General features: G+C 57.0%; 13 protein-coding genes, 1 tRNA gene, 7 pseudogenes and 1 riboswitch. Of the genes and pseudogenes, 12 read left to right on the forward strand and 9 right to left on the reverse strand.

Annotated features, from left to right (window positions below; translation table 11 throughout):
- Window positions 1-354: 354 nt before the first annotated feature.
- The 6 genes and pseudogenes from EOK75_RS05975 to EOK75_RS21270 form a co-directional block, all read right to left on the reverse strand.
- Window positions 355-1,572 carry a hypothetical protein gene (locus tag EOK75_RS05975; protein ID WP_137193036.1) on the reverse strand — a complete coding sequence of 406 codons (1,218 nt, stop codon included), beginning with the start codon at window positions 1,570-1,572 and terminating at the stop codon, window positions 355-357.
- A 589-nt stretch (window positions 1,573-2,161) separates the two neighbouring features.
- Window positions 2,162-3,142, reverse strand: coding sequence for an LLM class flavin-dependent oxidoreductase (locus EOK75_RS05980; protein ID WP_137193037.1), 981 nt, complete (start codon window positions 3,140-3,142; stop codon window positions 2,162-2,164).
- On the reverse strand, window positions 3,139-3,915 hold the full coding sequence (locus tag EOK75_RS05985) for an ABC transporter ATP-binding protein (RefSeq protein ID WP_137193038.1): 777 nt from the start codon (window positions 3,913-3,915) through the stop codon (window positions 3,139-3,141). The genes EOK75_RS05980 and EOK75_RS05985 overlap by 4 nt, the downstream gene beginning before the upstream one ends.
- A complete protein-coding gene (locus tag EOK75_RS05990; RefSeq protein WP_137193039.1) occupies window positions 3,912-4,997 on the reverse strand; it encodes a FecCD family ABC transporter permease in 1,086 nt (361 codons plus the stop codon). The genes EOK75_RS05985 and EOK75_RS05990 overlap by 4 nt, the downstream gene beginning before the upstream one ends.
- Before the next feature lie 38 nt (window positions 4,998-5,035).
- Window positions 5,036-6,070: an ABC transporter substrate-binding protein gene (locus EOK75_RS05995; protein ID WP_137193040.1), complete on the reverse strand. Its 1,035-nt coding sequence runs from the start codon at window positions 6,068-6,070 to the stop codon at window positions 5,036-5,038.
- Window positions 6,071-6,199: 129 nt separating this feature from the next.
- Window positions 6,200-6,391, reverse strand: a riboswitch (cobalamin riboswitch).
- A 236-nt stretch (window positions 6,392-6,627) separates the two neighbouring features.
- Window positions 6,628-6,753, reverse strand: a pseudogene (locus tag EOK75_RS21270) (IS481 family transposase); the annotation flags it as partial.
- A gap of 1,201 nt (window positions 6,754-7,954) precedes the next feature.
- On the opposite strand from EOK75_RS21270, the gene EOK75_RS06005 reads away from it, so the two are divergent.
- Entirely contained in the window at window positions 7,955-9,787 is a 1,833-nt protein-coding gene (locus tag EOK75_RS06005; RefSeq protein ID WP_137193041.1) for a plasmid recombination protein, read from the forward strand.
- On the opposite strand, the gene EOK75_RS06010 is transcribed toward EOK75_RS06005, so the two are convergent.
- Together EOK75_RS06010 and EOK75_RS06015 are read right to left on the reverse strand one after the other, a co-directional pair.
- A complete protein-coding gene (locus tag EOK75_RS06010; protein ID WP_137193042.1) occupies window positions 9,788-11,542 on the reverse strand; it encodes a site-specific integrase in 1,755 nt (584 codons plus the stop codon).
- Between the two features lie 133 nt (window positions 11,543-11,675).
- A tRNA-Asn gene (locus EOK75_RS06015) sits at window positions 11,676-11,750 on the reverse strand.
- A gap of 345 nt (window positions 11,751-12,095) precedes the next feature.
- Between EOK75_RS06015 and EOK75_RS21275 the strand changes: the two genes are divergently transcribed.
- Window positions 12,096-12,272 (forward strand): chlorhexidine efflux transporter, encoded by a 177-nt coding sequence (locus tag EOK75_RS21275; RefSeq protein ID WP_137193043.1) that lies wholly within the window; start codon window positions 12,096-12,098, stop codon window positions 12,270-12,272.
- Window positions 12,273-12,284: 12 nt separating this feature from the next.
- A pseudogene (locus tag EOK75_RS06025) lies at window positions 12,285-12,512 on the forward strand (transposase); the annotation flags it as partial.
- Here EOK75_RS06025 and EOK75_RS06030 read toward each other — a convergent pair.
- Window positions 12,501-13,660 (reverse strand): annotated as a pseudogene (locus EOK75_RS06030) (IS30 family transposase). The pseudogenes EOK75_RS06025 and EOK75_RS06030 sit on opposite strands and share 12 nt — an antisense overlap.
- 31 nt (window positions 13,661-13,691) lie before the next feature.
- Here EOK75_RS06030 and EOK75_RS21280 point away from each other — a divergent pair.
- The 9 genes and pseudogenes from EOK75_RS21280 to EOK75_RS06075 all read left to right on the forward strand — a co-directional run.
- Window positions 13,692-14,006 (forward strand): annotated as a pseudogene (locus EOK75_RS21280) (IS3 family transposase); the annotation flags it as partial.
- A gap of 59 nt (window positions 14,007-14,065) precedes the next feature.
- The gene (tnpA, locus tag EOK75_RS06040; RefSeq protein WP_137193045.1) at window positions 14,066-14,458 is read left to right on the forward strand and encodes an IS66-like element accessory protein TnpA; all 393 of its coding nucleotides are present in this window, start codon (window positions 14,066-14,068) and stop codon (window positions 14,456-14,458) included.
- Entirely contained in the window at window positions 14,455-14,805 is a 351-nt protein-coding gene (gene tnpB, locus EOK75_RS06045) for an IS66 family insertion sequence element accessory protein TnpB (protein ID WP_137193046.1), read from the forward strand. Before tnpA ends, tnpB begins: the two co-directional genes overlap by 4 nt.
- A 59-nt stretch (window positions 14,806-14,864) precedes the next feature.
- Window positions 14,865-16,477, forward strand: a pseudogene (tnpC, locus tag EOK75_RS06050) (IS66 family transposase).
- A complete protein-coding gene (locus EOK75_RS06055) occupies window positions 16,474-17,067 on the forward strand; it encodes a plasmid pRiA4b ORF-3 family protein (RefSeq protein WP_137193047.1) in 594 nt (197 codons plus the stop codon). The pseudogene tnpC and the gene EOK75_RS06055 overlap by 4 nt, the downstream one beginning before the upstream one ends.
- Window positions 17,068-17,118: 51 nt before the next feature.
- Window positions 17,119-17,262 (forward strand): annotated as a pseudogene (locus EOK75_RS06060) (IS3 family transposase); the annotation flags it as partial.
- 2 nt (window positions 17,263-17,264) lie between these two features.
- A pseudogene (locus tag EOK75_RS06065) lies at window positions 17,265-17,405 on the forward strand (carboxylating nicotinate-nucleotide diphosphorylase); the annotation flags it as partial.
- A gap of 169 nt (window positions 17,406-17,574) precedes the next feature.
- Entirely contained in the window at window positions 17,575-18,039 is a 465-nt protein-coding gene (locus EOK75_RS06070) for a hypothetical protein (protein WP_137193048.1), read from the forward strand.
- A complete protein-coding gene (locus EOK75_RS06075; RefSeq protein ID WP_137193049.1) occupies window positions 18,036-20,237 on the forward strand; it encodes a NosR/NirI family protein in 2,202 nt (733 codons plus the stop codon). The genes EOK75_RS06070 and EOK75_RS06075 overlap by 4 nt, the downstream gene beginning before the upstream one ends.
- Window position 20,238: the final 1 nt, after the last annotated feature.

The raw sequence follows: 20,238 nt of genomic DNA on the forward strand, positions 1-20,238 counted from the left end.
GTGCTTGGGGCACCCTCAAAGGTCAGCAAAGAACAGAACTATCCGGCACTTCAAGTTAAAGACGCGGCTCGGTGGTGGCGGGACCTTGCGGTCCCGGAAGGTATGGGCGCTGCGGCGCTACGCTTTCAAGCCATGACTGTAACAAGGACTGGAGCAGTCAGGTACGCCACTTGGGATGAGTTTGATCTCGAACGGGGAGTCTGGACGATTCAGCCGGGGCGGAAAGCATCCAAAGTATCCTTCAATGACAAAGCAAAAAAAGTCGTGCTTACCGAGAAAGGAATAGCTTTTCTCAATGCGCTGCCCAGACGCGCTGGTTGTCCAAATGTTTTTTGGGCACCGCGGGGTGGTTTCTTATCGGACGCAACGATTGGAAAGGCGATGAGGGTAGCCCTGCATCACCGGCAAGAGCAGGCAACGTCCGTCGTCGAGCTCAAGCGCCAATTCGCAAACCGTTTCTGCCGTCAAGTACAACCGTAGTACAGACAGGTCATCAGTGGCCTTCTCCGGCGCGGACTCCACAATGGCACCGGCGGCCGAACAAGACGTAATAGCGAAGCGCACGATGCCCGCCCCCGCCAGAGTCAGGCCGGTTTCCTGCGGGCTGAGTTTGCTTGTCGCAGCCTGATAGTTTCGCGGGATCCGCTGGAGCGAGTTAAAGGCGGCAGTTAGGTCGTTATCGGAAATTTGGTCCAGAGGGCGGTCATCGAATGTCCGGGTCATCAACCGTCCTGTCGAGAACACGTTTGGGCTGGAGTTTTTCGCCCAGCTTGCACCAGCGTCTTTATTGAGCGTCTCGCTGGCTTTGAATTTGGAATGCCCTTGGGATCTCAGTTCGACGTACTGCTTTACGATCTCATTGATTTTACTGCACTTTTTTGTGGTAGGTTGAGGCATCTGCGGGTTGGTCGCCGTTGCAGCTGTTGGAACCGCTTGTGCAATGAGAGCATTGTTCTGAGTTTGAAGAGGGGCAGATCCCCCAGAGGGTGCAGCGTTAACGGACGGTTGGTGTGCTTGCACAGGAGGGACAGTGATCGGTGCGGGAAAGTGGGCGTGAGCAATTACTGTCCGTTGCAGTTGCGCCACGGGTTGAGTGGGCAGTGATCGATATTGTGTTGAGCATTCATAAATTCCCTGCTCACGGCTCAGATTCTCTTCTTGTGCCTCCAAAATGACCCGAAGGGCACGAAAGGCAAGTCTTTGCCAATCGGGGTCGTTCTCATCGAGGACAAGACCGAGGCGATTTGCGACCTCCTGTAATGGGCCTCGTGCTGATTGGCGATCGCGCATTGCAATTGCATGGCGGAGTGTATCGATGGCGGCGTTTACGCAGGCCAACTCATAAGCTGCGACCTCAGGAGTGCGGCATGGTGCAATCTCACGCGCGGCTTCGGCTGCATCAATGATGAAGCGGCAGAGCTCGGTCAGAATTGATTCCATTGTGTAGGGCGCAATTGCCATCGTTCTCTCCGTCAACCCGGCGAAGGCGATATCGCTCAGAAGGGTCAATTTCAGAGCGAGTGCCTTGGCCTCGGGAATGACATGGGAACGAAGTGGAAAGATCAGTGACATTTTTTTGCACGACGGGGTTCCACCCCAGGCCCGTAGGGCCTGTGGGAGGCGTCTGCGCCAATGAAAACCGGTTTTTCGGTATTCGAGATGAATCTGTGATGTGATTGAGATGCGCAAGTCTGCGACTCCTGTGCCAGCGATTGTGCCAAGCGGAGGGACAGGCTTTGTGCCAAGTGACTAACCCTCCGACTCTAAGGAGAGAAATGCCATATAAATCAGGTATTTAAGATTTATTGGCTCCGGCGGTAGGGATTGGAGCCATCTTCAATGCCTATGTAAGTCATTGAAAAATATAGATATGACCGCAACGTAACCGTAGGTGATGCCGCAGTATGATGTAGCACTTTGTAGCGTATGCTAACAAATGACGCAACTGAAGTAGGTATGGTTTGGGTCGTGAGCTACTTTCGACAACAAGGGCGGAATGCGGACATTCGCTGCATACGCGATCTCAGAATATATTCCACATTAGAGTACTTTCAACAGAACAACCCCATTCCCATAAGATTCACATGCCACCGCATTTATCACCAAAGTAAAACGGATCCAAAATCCTGAAAATCCGGTGCCAAAGATCGGCATGGCAGAACTACGTAAATGCCGCTTCGCCAAATAGGCGCATCTCGTCTATCGCCTCGTCTGTGTCGAACGCGCCGTTGCCGTTGAAAACAAGCCTTAGAGACTCCACCCCAGAACGCGCTTTAAGGGATGCGATTTGCCTGATGCAGTCGTCCGGCGCCCCAACGATCGCCTGCGCTTCGCGGAAACGATGCAAATCTGGCGGGGCGATACGGCTTGGATCCCGCCCGGCGCGCCGGGCTGCGTCTATTCGGCGTTGATGCAGCGCGGCGTAACGGTCCGTCAGTAAGCGCTGCGCCTCCGGCCGCGTTCGAGCGATGAATACGAAACGCGACAAGGAGGAATCAGCACTGCGGTCTGTCAGTCCTTCAGTTGCAATAATCCGGCGGTAGGTTTCGAATTGCGCGGCTTCGGGAGGCTCAAGGCTAAGAAGCAGCGGCAGCGCGTTTCTGGCAGCAAAACCGATGGTTTCATCTGTGGACCCGCCAATATAGATCGGGACACGCTCATCGTTGAGCAGCGGGCCGACAGGGGCGCCCGAGGAGGGCCAAGACATGCCCATATCGATTGTGGCAGTGTCGTACAGCGCATTCGTCAGGATCGTGAAGGCCTCTTCGAAACGCGTGCGGGTTTCTGAGGGGCTGATTCCCAACCGGGCCAATGTATCGGGGTGCGTTCCACGACCGATGCCAAGATCAAAGCGTCCGCCGCTTTGCCAATGCAGCTGCGCAACCATCTCGGCAAGCAACAACGGATGATAGAGCGGAAGAACCACAATAGATGTGCCAACGCGAAGACGACGGGTACGCGCCAGCACGGCAGACGCTAGAAGCAACGTCGACGGATAGGCTTGTGGGGTAGTCTGAAAGTGAAATTCGTTAAACCAGATACCGCCAAAACCCAGATCGTCCGCCAGTTCGCATATCTCCATCAGTTTTTCGTGTGGCAACTCCCGCCCGCCGCGCCCAAATCCAGCAATGTCGATCCTCATGATGCGCCCACCTCGAACGGAGCGATAATCGGGGCGTCGCGCAGTTGTCCGAATTCGGCCTCTACGCCGTAAGATTGGCGAATGGTCTGTGTCGTTAGGGTGTCGCGCCACGCGCCTTCGGCGAGCATCTTGCCGCGATGAAGAAGGGCAACCCGCGTTGCGAACCGTGCGGCAAGTGAAAGGTCATGGATCGCGACCAGTACGCCAATGCCCTGGTCGCGCACCTGATCAGCCAGAAGCCGCAGAGTGAAAAGCTGGTTTCCGATATCCAGCGCGCTCGTCGGTTCGTCCAGCACGATAAGTGGCGTCTGCTGCGCCAACGCCCTAGCCAGCATGACGCGCTGTCTTTCACCCCCGCTTAGGGCATCCATGGTGCGAAAGGCCAGATCGGCAAGCTGCAACTGGTCTAGTACCTGCTCGACAATGGCGATGTCTTTGCGAGCGGGTCTTGACCCCATGTAAGGCGTACGTCCCAGCAGACAGGTGTCGAAAACGCTGACGGGAAATCCGTCCGGCGCGCGCTGGGGCACGTATGCAATGTGCCGAGCGCGTTCGCGAGCGGATAGTGTGCTAATGTCCTGCCCGCCTAACTGCACCTCGCCGTGTGCAAGGCGGGACTGGCCCAGCATCGCCCGGACCAATGTGGACTTCCCCGCGCCGTTCGGGCCGACAAGGCCGACAATCTCGCCCGGCGTTACTGACAGGGAAACATCATCCAGCACAGCCCGCCCATCGATCATCTGCCGTAGATTATGGGCATGTAATCCGGTCATGCGAATGTCTCCCGCTTGCGTGAAATAATCAAATGCAGAAAGACCGGCACACCAACAAAGGCCACAACGATCCCTACCGGCAGAACCGTTGGACTGAACGCCAACCGCCCGACAGTATCGGCGACAAGCAGCATCGCCGCGCCGCAAATTGCAGAGAATGGCAACAAAAAGCGGTGATCACCCCCGATGATCATTCGGGCAAGGTGCGGCCCGATCAGGCCAACAAAGCCAATTACCCCCACAAAACTGATGACCGCTGCCGCTGCAACGACCGACAACAAGATAGCCGTACCGCGCAGTCGCCGGACGTTCATCCCCAGCGACTGCGCGACATCATCGCCCGCCACCGTCAATGCGTTCAGTTGCCATGCCTTGGCCTGCATGACCGGCAGCACAATGATCAGCACTGCCGCGCATAACCCGACCGCATCCCATTGCACGCCGTTCAGACTGCCAAACGTCCAATGAACGACCCGCGCCAACTGTTCCTCGGTCGCGACGAACTGTACGGCGGCTGTCATGGCGCTGAATAGGTACATCAGCGCGATGCCCGTCAAGATCATCGCCTGCGCGCCCATTCCGCGCCACCACGCCAGCGAAAAGACACAGACCGCACAAAGCAGGGCGAAGGCAAATGCAGAAAGCGGGACAAAATAGATCCCCGCAGATTGCAGGCCAACACCAAACATGATGGCGATAGAGGCGCCGAACCCCGCCGCCGAAGACACGCCGATGGTATAGGGGCTGACCAGCGGGTTGCGAGTGATCGCCTGCATCAAAACACCCGAAACTGACAAAGCAGCGCCAGCTACGATCGCCATAACCACCCGCGGCAGGCGCAAGTACACAAGAACGCGCGCTGATTGGTCATCCGTGACCAGATCAAGCTGACCAAAGCTGGCTTTCTCGATCAGCACCAGCGCGAGCGTGCCAATGCTTGTTTCATTGATGCCCTGCACAGTGACTGCCGCCGCAGCCACAATCAGCAGGGCAAATGACAACGCCACGATGACTGCGCGACGCCGACCCGAAGCCAGATACCTAGCGCCCAAGGCGCCATCCAGCGAGGTGGGGGCGGTCATCGCCGCCCCGTGTTCAGTGATGGAGACCATGGGTTTTCTCAAAAACCGCTCTGGTATGTCATGCCGGGCTGATATGGCAGACCTTGGAAATCCTCGATCCACTGGCGCATGGCCTCTTCGGGATCGATGTCAGCAAATAGGTCGGGATGCGCCCATTTGGCGATCTGAAGTGCGCCGGTGATTTTTGAGGATCCACCCGCCAGATAGTAATTGATGACATGAACGTTGTCCGATTTCGCGGCCGGTGTCGACTTGATCTCTTCCCGCCCGATCAGATTTTGCCAAGTGCGGGAAAACTGATCCTCAGGGATTGCGGTGTACGAACCGGGCTCCAGTTTAACAATCACAGCAGGCGCCCGTTGCACGATCTCCTCTGGGTCAATCGTAAAGGCGTTGGGATTGCCACGCGCGGCTGCTTCGTCCTCGATCACGATATCACCAAAAACATTCGCGCCTCCGCCCGCAGCAATCATGTCATGCCAGCCGGACCCCGGTGTGACGGTCACCAGCGGGCGCGTTTCTTCAAAATAAACTGGCACAGTTGGCACACCCTCCAGCCGCTCTGCCAACAGCTCTTTATACCCGGTGTAAAAATCGACCAACTCTTCGGCCTGTTCCTCATGCCCGAACAAACGGCCCATCAGCTCTACGTTTTCGACGTGTTTCAGTGCATCCCATGCGGTAATGACCATCACGGGAATTCCAAAGGGTTCCAGCTGCCGCGCGGCTTCTTCATAGACGCCATTGCGGGGCAGGATCACCAGATCTGGATTTTTGGCAATAATTGCTTCATAGTTCAAGTCGTTTTGGCCTTGCCCCACGACGTTGGCTTGGGTGAACTGGGGCCAATAATCCGGGTCACGATAGGTGCTGGCACCGGTCCCGACGACCTGATCAATCGCACCGATGGCACGCGCAAATTCGACTGAATAGCGGTTAAAAATCACCGCCCGTTCGATGGGCAGGTCAACCTCTACCGAACGGCCAACATCGTCAATGATGGTTTCAGAAAGGACAGCCGAAGAGCACGCCACCAACACACATGTGGTGGACAGGATGGATTTGTAGAACATAGATCACCTCGATCAGGAAAAATGCCAAAGGTGATCGAGAATGCAGGCAGCTTTGATCTGCGTCCGAACGGAACTCCGCCCAGTACTCGTGGTCCAGCCATTGCTACCTCCTAGCCGATCACCTCGTCGGCGTTTGCGTTTGTCATGGCAGGTCTCCTGGCTCGCGGCTCAAATGTTTGATGATCCCTTCCCGGCGTCGCAGCCAGTGGCATGATATCAAACTCGCCGCCTACAGTTGCGAGGGCAGCCGCAGAGAGGGATAAATCCCGTCCTGCGTTCCCTTTTCATCCGCTTGCGCGGAACCGTGACAACGCAAAACCTTTCACATCCCAATACGAAAGCCAAGAGCAATCATTGGACGATCCAGTGTTCGCACCATCGAAACCCCGCTAGATGGTGCAAACAGTCGCTCTGCGCTACGCTTTTACGAGTATATTTTGGGGTCGCGAACCCGTTACATTTCCAAATTCGGACTGTCTGGAGTGGTCGTGCAAACGTCGGTTCATCACTTATAATCCAGTCACCCTATTAAAATAGGCCATTGCCCGCTTCCGTCACTTGGCAACCGTCTTTGGATTAATGCCGCGTTCTTTGATTAACGCCGAGATCGAAGCTTGCGATCGCTGTATTGCAGCTTTGACGGCGTACTTGGTCGTGGCGCTCCCATGACGAACTTGTCCCATAATACTTCCTTCCATTCCTGAGAAAAGATCGCACCATCCAGCCCTGGGATCAAACAAGTAGTGCCTAACTCAATCGGATCGGACTAGCCCACGACTGGTTAGAGCAAGCTGCATCGCAGCGTTGACGATTGCCCCGAATGGCAGGAAAGGGCCGGTCGCTACGTTCCTGTAGGTAGGCCGGAGAACCGACCTGCACGGCACGCGCGAATTCAACCTTGCCAAATCATGGAAGCGTTCAGGAAGCCAAAAGCGACGTATCTGAACAGGCCGAACTGTTTTCTTGGCCATCGCGACCGGCTGCATACTTCTGGTTAGCAGCCTGGCCCATTTTCTGCTTCATCGTTATTAGGTCCCCCATCACGACAAGAAGGGAGGCGTTCGAAAAGGGTAGGGATCTCACTGATTATGACCTCTGAGAATGAAGATGGGCCGGTGCCACGGGCTGAGGTTGTGCTGACACCGGGCGGGGCGATATTGCCCAGTGGTGAGTTGCCGGATTTTTGCACGAAATAGTCTGAGACTGGGCAGTCTGCGCGCTGCCTTGAGGTAAGTCCCGGGGAAAAATTGGGCGCAGCGAGCGGCAGGGTCATCCCTTTGTGCTGCCAAGTCCCTCCCCAATTATGCTGCATCACTCTTCGTAGGGCGGCTCCGGGGAGTGCGATACCTACATCAAGCACGATGAGTGGGAGGCGGTCTTGCCCGAACTTGTGTTTCGTACGCGCGAGCAAAGGTGATACGATAAGCGTCGCTGGTGGTTGGAAGCTAAATCGCCGAACGGTGGAAGCCGCATGATCGGCCTGAGCACCGATGTTCGCCCAATCCCGGATACCCTGCAGTGTTACGGATAGATCCCATTGAGCGCAGGCGGGTATAGGCATGCCCAGTCAGCCTCATTCCAGAAAAGATAATCGAAAAACAATTTCGCATAACGCCACGGGTCCAGCAGGCTGCTGGTCGCAGGGATCGTGAAATGGGGGTGCCCCATTGAGCGATTTCGAGAAGGGGTCTCGGGGGTATCCCCCGAGCGAGCGGTCTTGTTGTCATTTCGGGGTGCCCGAAATTGCAACAAGACTAGTGAGTAGCGCAGCGGCAATTCTCACGGGTTCGTGATGCGCAATCCAGAAAAAACCGCCGCGACCTGTGCCGGGATTTTCGGGGGTACCGCGTATTCTTGGGGGAAGCAGATAACCCGAGGTTCACCATGTCCGTTCATGCCAGATTTGACAATCCCCAACCCGTCAATGCCCCAAAGCCGCCGATTGTGCTGCGGTTCCAAGGGCTGCATCCGGACAACCTCGGCCGCTTTGATATGCATGATCATCGTAACGGTGGCGATCTCTCCCATGTTGATCTGAATGCGTCAGAGCTGAATGAAGTTCTGCATTGCGAACCCAAATGGCAAGCGACGATCAAGGCAGAAGTCGCTGCAGCCAGGCGCGACAACTTTCGGGAACGGATGGAGGCCTTGCGCAAGAAGGGCCGCAAAGCCGAACGGGAGGCACTGCAAGCTGAAGGGGAAAGCGACCCTTGGCGGCGCTGTTCCGGTGGTCCCTTGCGTGAGGGCATCCTGACGGTCAACAAGGAATGGTTTGGCGGGACGGGGCAAGCCGAATGGGATGCGGAGAAGGTCGCTGCGTTCAAGAAAGCGGCGATGGACTTTCTGCGGAATCACTTCCCTGACGGTCAGCTGCGCTATGCCAATGCGCATCATGACGAGGAGGCCTTTCATATCCATTTCGTTGCAGTGGTCTGGACAGAGAAAGTGACGGCAAATCGCGGGCGGCAGATGCTGTTGCAGGCCTCAATGAATCCGCTCTTGAAGAACTATGAGCATGCGCAGGATTTGGCTGGGGAAGCGTTTGCGCCCCTTGGCATTGCCCGAGGAGAACGGCGGGCCGAGGCGCGGCGGGTTACGAAAGAGGCTGGCGAGGACGTGCCCAAAAAGCGTCGCCATATCCCGCCATCGGAATGGCGTGCCGATCAGCAGGCAGCGGGCCATGAGAAATCCAGCGAGATTTTGGAGGCTGCTCAGCACAAAGCCAAAGAGATGATCGCTTACGGGCGGATCATGGGCAAGGCCACGATCCGGAAATCGCGCAAACGCGCGATCAAGGAGGCGCGCCGCAGGAAAGAGGCGGCGACGCGCGAGGTGGCGGCGGCAGAGCGCCACCGCAAAGAAGAGGAACGGGCAGCGGATGCCGCCCGCAAAGCGAGGGCTGATGCCGAGGCTGCGCTCGTCACCATAGAAGAAAAGTCGGCAAATAGTGCTGAGGCAGCGCAGGTGGCAACGGCAACACTTCAGGAGGTGAGGGCAGAGACGGGTGTTGAGGCCGAGAAATTGCAGGGGGTGAAAACGGAAATAATAAATGCAGAAAAGGGGCTGACGGATGTGCAGGCAGAGGTTGAGAAGGCTTCGTTAAGACGGGATCAGGTTACAGCTGAGGTCGTGACACAAGGCGAGAATCTTGATCGGCTGAAGTCGTTGGCGAAAAAGAAAACGACGGATTTGGCCGCGACTTCGGGGCAGGTTCAATCGCTGAAATCAGAAAGGCAGGCTGAAACGCAGGCTTTGGACGGGGTGAAAAAGAAGCGGGAGGTAGCAAAATCTGAGCTGGCGGATATTGAAGCCAAGGTGGTGACTGCAGAGGCAAAACTCTCAAAGGCGGAGTCTTTGATGAAGGTGTTGGTTGAAGGCATCGATATGCTTGGCAGTGCCGTGCTGCGCTGGATTACAGCGCCCAACCCGAGCGAGGAAAAGCTGGGCTGGGGGCCTAATGCGCCGAAAGCCAAAGACGAGCACAAGCGGATCGAGACACGCATGCGGCCGGTAATGCCGAAGCTGGTCCCGCTCGCGCAATCCATCCGCCGCACGATTGACGAAACCCTGAGCTTTGAGCGCGCAGAGATTGCCGCAGATGCCGCCTATGTTCTCGAACAGCGCGAGACTTTGGAGGCGGAGCAGCGGGCCGAGTTGACCCGCATTCTGAACGCACATGCGCAAACCGACCCGACGTCTGACGGGCCAGGGGTCTGATCAGATCACGGCTGGCAACCTCTCAATGGCCGCCTGCAACACAGCGGGCGGCGCAGGCTTGCTATAGGTGCGCTCATGGGTGTCTTTACCTTCATGGCCGACGATGTCGCGCAGCACCTTGTCGGTCACTTCCGGAACGTGCTCCAACGTGCCCTGAACATAGTGCCGCAGGCTGTGGAATGACAGGCCAGCGCCTTCGATCCCAAAGGTCTTGTCGACGATCTGGCGCATCCGGCGGCCCAGCTTGCGGCCATGTTTCCCCGTTGCAGGCTCGCGCAGATCGGGGAACAGCTCGGCTTGTTCCTTTGCGCGGGCTTCGTCCACGAACTCCAGAAAACCCAGCGCGATCAAACGGCTGTGGATCGGCACGAGCCGTTTCGACGAGATATTCTTGATCCGCCGCAGCTCGGAATCCTCGATGCTGAGGCAAGGGATGCCATCACGTTCGACAATGTCAGCAGGGGCCAGCCCTGCGATCTCTTCGCGCCGCGCCCCTGTAAACGCGCCGATCACAGGCGACCAATAGATGCCGTTGCGGTAAACCTCTGTGCCCGGATCGGTCTGGTGATACTCGGACTTCGATCCGGTCCAAACCGGGGATTTGAACAGAAGGTGCAGCTCTGCCTCGGTGAAGGCCTGTTTCTTGTCACAGTCGCGAACGGTGTCCTTGCGCCGCAATTTACCGGGTTTGAGCTTGGGATTGACGGCAATGCCCTCATCCGAGGCCCACTCGACAATCTGGCCCAGATGCTCAAGATGGCGATTGATCGTGCCGATGGAGAGCCCGACCTTTTCCGGCGGAAGTTTGGCGGCGCGGGCCATGATCTCTTCACGGGTGGCATTGCGGTCAGCGGGACTTTTGCCCCAGCTTTTCGGCAGCTTGTAAAGCGCCGCGCGAAACCCCGTGGCATCGGCCTGCCGGATTAGGCGCACGTCACTGATGCCGGTCAGCGTGGTAAAGAGGCCAACAAAGCTCTCGTATTGGCGCAGGGTCTTTTCTTCGATGCCTTCGCTGCGCTTCATCTCGTTCATGCGCGACACAACGGCCTGCATGTCGGGATCGAGGGTGCCCGCGTCCACCTCAGGACACAGCAACGGGGGAACGGCTGGCGACTCCGGCTCTGGTGCAAGCACATGAGAGGCGCCGTCCCAAAGATCATCCGCCGCCGTGTCGATATCAGCCAAGGCCTCTTCGTGCCGGTTCCAGGCCGCGGATTTTCCAGCGATCAGCAAGGAGATCAACTTCGCACGGTCAAAGGCCGAAAGCTGAGGATGACCCGTTAACGCCTTGAAATCGCGTTGAATGAGGTTCTGGCGGGCTTCGCTGGTGAGGTCATCGCGGATGATGTCCAAATGCAAAGAGACCAAGGGATGATCAGACGTCGCACCATGCAAACCATCCGCATTCACCTTTGCCCAAGCATCCGCCGTTGCCTGATCGTGGCGCTGGTCATCGGCGGGATCGCGGGAATCAAAACGATGCAGCAGTTTGAGCTTCTCGATCTTCTCCCGCTCTTTGGTGATGACACTGGCAAGCCAGCGCCGCGCCATATCCGGCGTGATCTGTTGGTGGCTGAGGTGTTCCATGACGATATCGCTTTCCGCACTGATCCTGCGGGATAAGATATGTGCGCAGCGCAGGTCTGTCGTCCCCAGCGAGAGCTTGATATCGACGATTCCTGTGGATTGTCGGCGCAAACGACGCCGCCACTGATAGGTATTTCCGCGTTTTGAGAGATGAGGTTGGTTCAACATTCGTTTCAGATCCGGTTGAGACGGATACGAAACGGTCATGCCATCTGGCTACAGGGGGATGTAACACCCTGATGCCGCACCTACGAAGCCACGCCGTGGCTTCGTTAGGTATTTCAACAACTTACACTGAAATTGGCTCCGGCGGTAGGGATCGAACCTACGACCAATTGATTAACAGTCAACTGCTCTACCGCTGAGCTACGCCGGAACCGTGAGGGCTATCTAGCAACAGAATTCAGGGACGTCCAGAACCTTTCCGCAGTTTTTGATAAAATCTTTTTCCTGCACTATCTGCAAAGCGATCCGGCCTTTCTGCATAGCCTTGCATCGGTCAAATGCTCGAACTTAACGGCGGTGAAGCTTGCGTATTTTGAGACCACGCTTACTGTACCGCGGGAGGATGGCGGCAGCTCCCGAACTTTTGGCCAATAGCACCATTTTATCCTTGCCGCATTGAAAACCTTACCCGAATCTCTATATAGATTCTCGTGGAAGACGACCTCCCCATCGAGCATTTTATCGGGACTGCCCGATCATCAGATGGGAAAAGAAAATGCGAACATCTTATGATCGCATTCGTCATGCACTTTGCTTTGAGATTATCGGGCTTCTGTTGATCGTACCACTCGGGGCGATGGGTTTTGGCATGAATGCTCAGGATATCGGGGCTATTTGGACTTGGACCTGTCCGGATTTAGTTCCTGTCTCTTTCGAGCGATATTCGCAATGAAGGAGATGAAGAATGGCACCGAGATACAGTGACGAGTTTAGACGAGATGCGGTTCGCATAACGACGACCAGTGGGCTGACACGCAAACAGGTGGCTGACGATCTGGGTGTCGGTATGTCGACGCTGAACAAGTGGATCACGGCACACCGAGACACGGACGTAGTGTCGAATGAGGATTTGGGACTGGTCCAAGAGAATGACCGGCTTCGGCGCGAGGAGCGGGAAATCTTAAAAAAGGCGGTGGTGAGTTCGACCGGTCAGCGCAAGGGCTGCATTGAACCTATCAGCGGGTGTCACATAACCAAGTGTTTTTCTTGGGCGCGTATTCAGCTTCAGCGCCACTTGGTCGAGATCGTCTTGGCTGAAGGATGATAGATCGGTGCCCTTAGGAAAATACTGTCGCAAAAGCCCATTGGTATTTTCGTTGCTTCCGCGTTGCCAAGGGCTTTGAGGATCACAGAAGTAGACAGAGATATCCGTCGTGACGCTGAACCTGGTATGATATGCCAGCTCAGTGCCACGATCCCAAGTCAGCGATGCCATGACAGTTTTGGGAAGTTGGCCAACCTGCCGGATGAGTGCGTCCACCACGGTGTTGCTATCTTTGCCTTTCACCTGAACCAGCATGACAAAGCGGGAAGTCCTTTCTACCAGCGTGGCGATGTGACTATTTTTGGCTCCGCTCAGCAGATCGCCTTCCCAATGGCCTGGTACCGCGCGATCCTCAATCTCTGCCGGTCTGTCCCGGATCGACACCGCATCAATAATCTGCCACGGGTCTGCCCCGCTGTGGTGGCCGTTTTACCCCGACGCATGATCCGACGGCTGCGTAGATGTGCCATCAGCTCTTTCTTCAGTACACTACGGGCTTGAATGAACAGGCTTTTATAGATCGTTTCGTGACTGACATGCATGGTCTCGTCTCCGTCGAACGTGATCCTGAGCCATCCCGCTATTTGCTGAGGTGACCATTGCTCCTGCAACTTCTGTGCCACCATGGCGCGCAAAGCAGAATGCGTCGCTCTCTCCTCAGCTTTCGCGGCGCGGTATGCTTTGCGCCCACCATTGCGAGTAATTTCTCGGCTTACCGTCGATGCTGAGCGTCCAAGGTCAGACGCAATGCGCTGCTGTGAATGGCCAGCACTCAAACTACGCGAGATCTCTTCACGCTCCGACTGCGTCAGGGACCCCGGTCGTCGTCGTCTAATCGCCGGCGCTATGCCGCCTTTAGCCACGACAATATCAAAAACCGAAGCTGCATGTTTGTCCAAAGCGCGGCCGATGTCGCTGAGCGACTCTCCGTTCTTCCAACGTGTCCAGAGTTCCAACTTCTGTTCGGCGGATAAGCCGGAGCGACCAAGCGCAATCCTTTCAGGGCAGAGCCAAATACACCCTATTGCGCTGACCGGTTGAACTCACCACGATCTTCTTCGCGAGCCAAAAGCCGTAAGGTTTGCCTTTATCGACACATGGAAGAAGATCTGGTCCATAGAGTTTCTGTGTCATGTCTTGCGGGTTTCCTCTCGAGGCTTTCGTGCTTGGCGAACACGACCGATCAGCCAAACGCAACGGAGCGATATGGTGCTTTTGGCCCATATCCGTGAGCAGCATCGGCTCAGCCTGCAAAGCTATGGCCGTCCGCGCATGACCGAAGAATTGCAGGAACTGGGATTGAGTGTTGGCCACCGTAGAGTTGGACGGTTGATGCGTGAGAACGGGATAAAGATTGTTCGTAAACCTACGCCGAGGGCCGTCTGGATGGGCTGGGTTCTGATCGGTTACGGAGTGTCCTTATGGCCGCACACGAGAACACCCCCCGCATGCAAGTTTTATCTGTCTCTGACACGGGTCGTCGACGCCGTTGGACGGATGATGAGAAGATCCGGATCGTTGAGGAAAACTTTGGCGATGGCGTGACATTGGCCGAGGTTGCGCGACGCCATGATATTTCGCGATCACAGCTTTACGATTGGCGATATAGGCACAAGAATGGGCTGCTTGCGGCGGGCCCGCAATTTTTGCGCGTTTTTCAGGTCGAAGACGGTTCTGGCCGTACGGATGTTCCAGCGCCGCCAGCGCCTGTATTGACGATAAACCTTGGCCCTCGGTGTCGTGTGTCGATCCCATCCGGCTTTGACATGGAGGCAGCAGCACGTTTGCTGAACAGTTTGACGGGGCGGCCATGATCGCGCTTCCGGCGGGCACGAAGGTTTGGATTGCGGGTGGGGTGACGGATATGCGGCGCGGGATGAACACCTTGGCGTTGTCTGTCCAACAGGGACTTGGGCGTGACCCGCATGCCGGTGAGATATTCTGCTTTCGTGGGCGTAAAGGCGACTTGGTGAAATTGCTCTGGCATGACGGGGTTGGCATGTCGCTGTATCTGAAACGGCTTGAGGCGGGCAAGTTCATCTGGCCTGTGAGCCAGGACGGGACGGCTGTGGCGATATCATCTGCCCAGCTCGGTTATCTTCTGGAAGGGATCGACTGGCGTAATCCGCGTTGGACGCAAAGGCCCAGAACGGCTGGATAATTTGCGGTGAGGCACCTGTCTTTATTGGCCTTTCGTGGCGTTCATGGTAGACATCTGCCATGTCAGATGCCGCCTTGCAAATCGCCGGATTAAGCGCTGCACTTGCCGCGCAGACCGCCCGTGCGCAGGCTGCGGAAGCCGAATTGGCGCAGGCCCGCGCTTTGGCATCCTGCACGGACGCGATGATCTAGGAATTGAAGCTGGAGATCGCCAAGCTGCGGCGCGACAAATACGGCATCTCCTCCGAGCGCCGCGCGCGACTGATCGATCAGCTGGAATTGCAGCTTGAAGAATTGGAAGCCACCGCCACCGAGGATGCGTTGGCGACTCAAGCAGCCGCTGCTGCAGACAAGATCAGCACCGTGCGCGCCTTCACGCGGCGCAAGCCTGTGCGCAAACCCTTTCCCGACCATCCATTGCCCGGCAGCGGTTTGCCTGCAAACCGTGGGAGGGTGCCGCGCGAACGTGTGGTGGTCGAGGCGCCGACCAGCTGCACCTGCTGTGGTTCGGACCGCATCGTGAAGATGGGCGAGGATGTCACCGAGACGCTGGAAGTGATCCCGCGTCAGTGGAAGGTGATCCAAACGGTCCGCGAGAAGTTCACCTGTCGGGCCTGCGAGAAGATCAGCCACCCGCCCCGTTCCATGCGATCCCGCGTGGATGGGCAGGACCGTAACTGATCGCCATGATCGCCTTTGATAAATACGGACAGCACCAGCCGCTGAACAGACAATCCGAACGGATTGCACGAGAAGGTATCGACCTCAGCCTGTCCACTCTGGCTGATCTGATTGGTCATGCCTGTGTCGCGCTGGCCCCGATCCATGCGCTGATCGAGCGTCATGTGCTGGACGGCGGCCGCCTGCATGGTGATGACCGCCCATGGGATAGCGGCGCGCCGCCTGCCGCCTTCTTCAAGTTCTCAACAGATCGTCGGAAAGAACATCCGACCCGGCATCTGGCCGGATGGTGTGGTGTGCTGCAGTCGGACGTCTATGGCGGCTACAATGACCTGTATCTGGCAGATCGCAGCCCGGGTCCGGTGCGCTCTGCGCTGTGTTGGAGCCATGCAAGGCGCAAGTTTTTCGAGCTAGCCGATATCAAAGCCATCGCCCGCAAGGGCAAAAAGGTTGCAGAAGAGATCTCGCCCATTGCGTTCGACGCCGTGACGCGGATCGATGCCATCTTCGCTGTCGAGCGTGAAATCACTGGCCTGTCAGCCGCAGCGCGTCATGAAGTTCGCCAGCAGCGGGTCGCGCCGCTGGTCAATGATCTGCATGACTGGATGCGGGCCGAGCGGGCACGGATGTCAAAGCACAACCCTGTCGCTAAGGCGATCAATTACATGCTCGACGGGACAGGTCGCTGGGACGCCTTTACTGCCTTCCTTGATGATGGGCGCCTCTGCCTGACCAACAATGCCGCCGAGCGTGCCCTGCGCGGCATCGCATTGGGCAGAAAATCATGGCTTTTTGCAGGGTCTGAACGTGGTGGCGACAGGGCAGCCTTCATGTATAGCCTCATCGTCACGGCAAAGATGAACGACATCGACCCTCAGGCATGGCTGGTCGATGTGCTCGCCCGTCTGCCGGATATCCCGATCTCGCGCGTGCATGAATTGCTGCCTTGGTATTGGAAGACCGCAACAGAATTGAAGAGGATTGCCGCATGACGCTGGTCGCACGTCTCAAGGTGACATTATCCGATGTAGAGCCTCAGGTGCTGCGGCGCTTCGATGTGCCACTCAAGATCAAGCTGAACCGCCTGCACGACGTGATCCAGGCCGCGATGGGATGGACCGACAGCCACCTTTATGAGTTCCGGGCCGGCGGTGTTGGCTGGGGCGCGCCAGATCCTGACGGCTATTACGATGGCCCGCTGCCCGCGAACAAATCCAGCCTGCTGGATGTCGTCGAAGATGTCGGCACCAAGGCCATCTATGACTTCGGCGACAACTGGCACCATGTGATCAAGGTCGAGAAAATCGATGATGCCATCCCAGGTGCTGCATATCCGCGCCTTGTCAGGGCCATCGGGGCATGCCCCCCTGAAGATGTGGGTGGATTCCCCGGATATGCCGACTTCGTTGACGCCATGGCCGACCCCAAACACGAAAAACACCACCGAATGCTGGAATGGTATGGGGAAAAGTTCGGCCCTGAAGAGGCAGAGATCGGTCGCATCCTCGACAACTTCGAGCGCCTCGCCAAAAAGTGGACCCCAAAACCCCGCAAACCAAAGGCAGTTCCAAAACCCGTTTGATCAATAGGGCACGTCAGCGGCCTTCGGCGGATGCTTACACTTGTTCGAACCCGCAAACATAAAGTCACGACTGACGGCAATCATCGCTTCAATATTGCGCCTAATCTGCTGGATCAAGATTTCTTAGCCACTGGTCCCAATCAAAAATGGGCTGGAGACATATCCTACATCTGGACCGACGAGGGCTGGTTGTGGTCGATGGCCGCCTGATTATCGAGGCTGGCGGAAACGTCACCCGACAGCGGATTGCCTCCATCGCCGCGACGGGCGTTGATTTCATATCCTCAGGCGCGCTTACACATTCGGCCCGTACCGTTGATCTTGGTCTGGATTTTTAAACATCCACCAAGACCCCTACCCTTTCGGGACAGCCCCGCCGATCAGGCAGAACGCGGACATTGTGCCGCCCGCCGCGGGGGCGCATTCAAGCACAATTAAATACGCCCCCAATATGCCACTTGAGATATGTCAATGTGAACGGGCCGGAACACCTCTAGTGTGGGCGCTATGAAACGCGCCGCTTCTCTCATTTTCAGCTTGCTACTTGCAATGAGCCTTACTTTGTATGGCCCATCACGCACAGCTGCAGCTATTAGCAGCGACTCAGCCTTTACCATGGAAATCTGCGCTGACGGTGTTTCCAAGGTTGTGCGTGTCGATTTTGACGGCGTGCCTGTTGAGCCCGCCGATGGTTGTCCCGATTGCCCTGTTTGCTGTGACCTGTTCGCCGCGCAGGCAACGCTTTTGGGGGATAGGCCCCAGGACGTCTTCTCGGCAAAAGCCATAGACGCGCTGCCGCTTCTCGATACGCCTTATATCTACAAACGAAATACACGCCCCATGCCGCGTGGCCCCCCGGCCATGCACAAAACGATGCTGACCACGCCAAAGCTGTACCTGATTGATCAGGTGCGGTACGGCCATAAAACACGCAGCGACGGGCGCCCAGTTCTCAAGGACGCCACCGCATGAAGATCCTTCCCCACCTTCTCAAAACGATTGCATTTGCCGTTCTGTTGCTCTTTTGCGGGCTTCCGGCCATGGCTGAAACGGTCCTGTCCAAACTTTTGCCCGATGTTAAAGCCGGGGAATTGGTAGAGGGGGCTGACGCATTCGGCGCCCTCCATCCCGAAGTTGCAGCGGTTGAGGTTCTCAAAGGGGGGGAGCGTATCGGCTGGGCCTTTGTCACCTCGGACTATGTTTCGACGACAGGCTATTCGGGCAAGCCAATTCACACCATGGTTGCGGTAGATGACGCCGCACAGGTTATCGGTGTTGAACTTGTCAAACACTCAGAGCCGATTATCCTGATCGGCATCCCTGATTCCAAGATCAAAGCGCTGGTGCATGGCTACACCGGGCTGGATCTGGTGGCCGAGGCCGAGTCTGGCGGATCATCACACCAGCTTGATATTATTTCCGGCGCCACAGTGACCATTATGGTGATCGACGATTCCATCGTTCGGTCGGGCCTGAAAGTTGCACGGCAACTCGGGCTTGGCGGGCTGGCGGTCGAAGAGGCAGGCACCGGCCCTCAATTCGAGATCAACCCCGATGCAAAAGCCGCGTCTGACTGGATGACGCTTGAGGGGGACGGCACGCTGCGCCGCCTGTCGCTGGATGTCGGGCAGGTCAATGCCGCCTTTGCCGCGATGGATGACCCGCGCGCCGCCAAACGCGCGCTGACCGAAGCGCCTGAAACCACCTTTATCGAAATGCAGGTCGCATTGGTGTCACACCCTGCAATCGGGCGCGCGATATTGGGGGACGCTGTTGCACAGAATATCGAAGACTGGCTTGACGAGGGCGACCACGCGATCGCGATCGTCGGGCGCGGGCTTTATTCGTTCAAGGGTTCCGGCTATGTGCGCGGCGGAATTTTTGACCGTATCGTGCTGATCCAAAACGATGTCTCGGTGCGGTTCCGTGACCGGATGCACAAGCGGATCAACACCATAGCCGCTGACGGCGCGCCCGCCTTTAACGAGGCTGACCTGTTCAAGATCCCTGCAGACAGCGGGTTTGACCCAACCCAACCGTTCCGCATCCAGCTGTTGGTGCACCGTGACGTGGCCGCCATTGAAAAGGTCTTTACGACCTTCGATCTGGGCTATCAACTTCCGCCCATCTACGTCCGTGCTGTTGCACCGCCAGAAGCCGCCGCGGTACCGGCCGCCGTTGCGCAAGTCACCGATCAGTCCGAACTGGACGCGCAACAAGCCCTTTGGAAGCGCATCTGGGAAAGCAAAACCACCGAGATCATCGTGCTGGGCGTGATGTTGACCATTCTTACGGTGGTGTTCTTTTTCCAATCCTTTGCCACCCGCAACGAGCGTTGGTTCTTCTGGTTCCGCATGACGTTCCTTACCGTCACGCTGGTTTATCTGGGCTGGTATGCCAATGCGCAACTGTCGGTCGTCAACCTGATGGCCCTGTTCGGCTCGTTGATTTCAGGCTTTAGCTGGCAGGCGTTCTTGCTTGATCCGCTGACCTTCATCTTGTGGTTTGCCGTTGCTGCGGCGCTGCTGTTCTGGGGGCGCGGGGCCTATTGCGGCTGGCTTTGCCCCTTTGGCGCGCTTCAGGAATTGCTCAACCGGATCGGGCGCGCATTGCACATCCCGCAATGGACCCTGCCATGGGGCCTGCACGAACGCCTGTGGCCGCTGAAATACATGATCTTCCTTGGACTGTTCGGCGTATCCCTGACCAGCATCGAGCAGGCCGAACGTCTGGCCGAGGTGGAGCCGTTCAAGACGGCAATCATCCTCAACTTCGTGCGGGCATGGCCGTTTGTCGCCTATGTCGGGGCGCTGCTGGTTGCGGGTCTGTTTGTAGAACGGTTCTTTTGCCGCTACCTCTGCCCGCTTGGCGCGGCGCTGGCCATTCCTGCGCGGTTGCGCATGTTTGACTGGCTCAAGCGCTACCATGAGTGTGGCAACCCGTGCCAGACCTGCGCCCATCAATGCCCCGTTCAGGCAATCCACCCAACCGGTGAGATTAACCCCAACGAATGCATCAACTGCCTGCATTGCCAAGTGCTTTACCAGTCAAAAACAACTTGCCCCGTTGTCATCAAAAAGATGAAGCGGCGCAGCAAAGACGCAAGCGGGCCGGACCTGACACGCTATGTCGGGCACCCCAACCAACACCCTAAACCTCCTACAACATGAA

This window comes from Pseudorhodobacter turbinis (genome assembly GCF_005234135.1).
GTDB classification, from domain to species: domain Bacteria; phylum Pseudomonadota; class Alphaproteobacteria; order Rhodobacterales; family Rhodobacteraceae; genus Pseudorhodobacter; species Pseudorhodobacter turbinis.